We start from the raw sequence: 657 nt of genomic DNA, 5'->3' as shown, positions 1-657 counted from the left end.
GATCGTGAAGTTCTTCGCCCGCAGACGCGCGTTGAAATCATCAAGGCCGAGATAAACGGCGTTTGCGCCGGAGTCTACGGCGGCGTGAAATGATTCACGGCTTCCGGCTGGAGCCAATACTGTCTCTTATACACATCTTGGATGGCGGAAAACCTGAATTATCAGCCGCAGACCGGCAATTCTTGGTGTTACAAAGACAGCGCTTCCTATTGCGATAAATACGGCAGACTGTACGATTGGAATACCGCGAAGCAAGTCTGCCCCAAAGGGTGGCATTTGCCGGATACGTGGGAATGGAAGTCGTTGGTTGTGTTGGTAGACGTAGCCGGCGGCGGAAAAGCTGGCACGATGCTGAAAGCGAAGAGCGGTTGGGAAAAACTCTCGGACGAAACAAACGGCAACGGGACGGACGACTACGGCTTTTCGGCCATGCCCGGCGGTTGCCGCAATAATCGTGACAAATCGTATGCCGTCTTCTGCTTGAAAAAAAAAATCAAGGAAAAAATATAAAGGAAAAAAGAGTCACTTTATCATACTATGATAACTCAAATAGGTTAAGTTAGAAGATAATAGAGTGCAATAAATTTTATAATAATTGCGTAGAAAAAAACATAGTACAATCAGGAGGAATAAAAACGAAGACATAGACGAAGATGT

The 657-nt window shown here is 46.3% G+C and carries 1 protein-coding gene; it reads left to right on the top strand.

The genetic code is table 11. The features are described 5' to 3' along the window. The first annotated feature begins 141 nt into the window (after positions 1–141). Positions 142–510, top strand: a complete 369-nt coding sequence (locus tag ACYVRA_RS08000) for an FISUMP domain-containing protein (RefSeq protein WP_461252205.1) — start codon at positions 142–144, stop codon at positions 508–510. Positions 511–657 lie beyond the last annotated feature (147 nt).

The organism is Treponema sp. R8-4-B8 (genome assembly GCF_054786175.1).
Note: the sequence above shows the minus strand (reverse complement) of the source record. Positions and strands in the feature narration are given on the sequence as shown.

Coding starts and splice junctions, on each gene's coding strand:
- ACYVRA_RS08000 (WP_461252205.1), top strand. CDS start 142: ATGGCGGAAAACCTGAATTATCAGCCGCAGACCGGCAATTCTTGGTGT.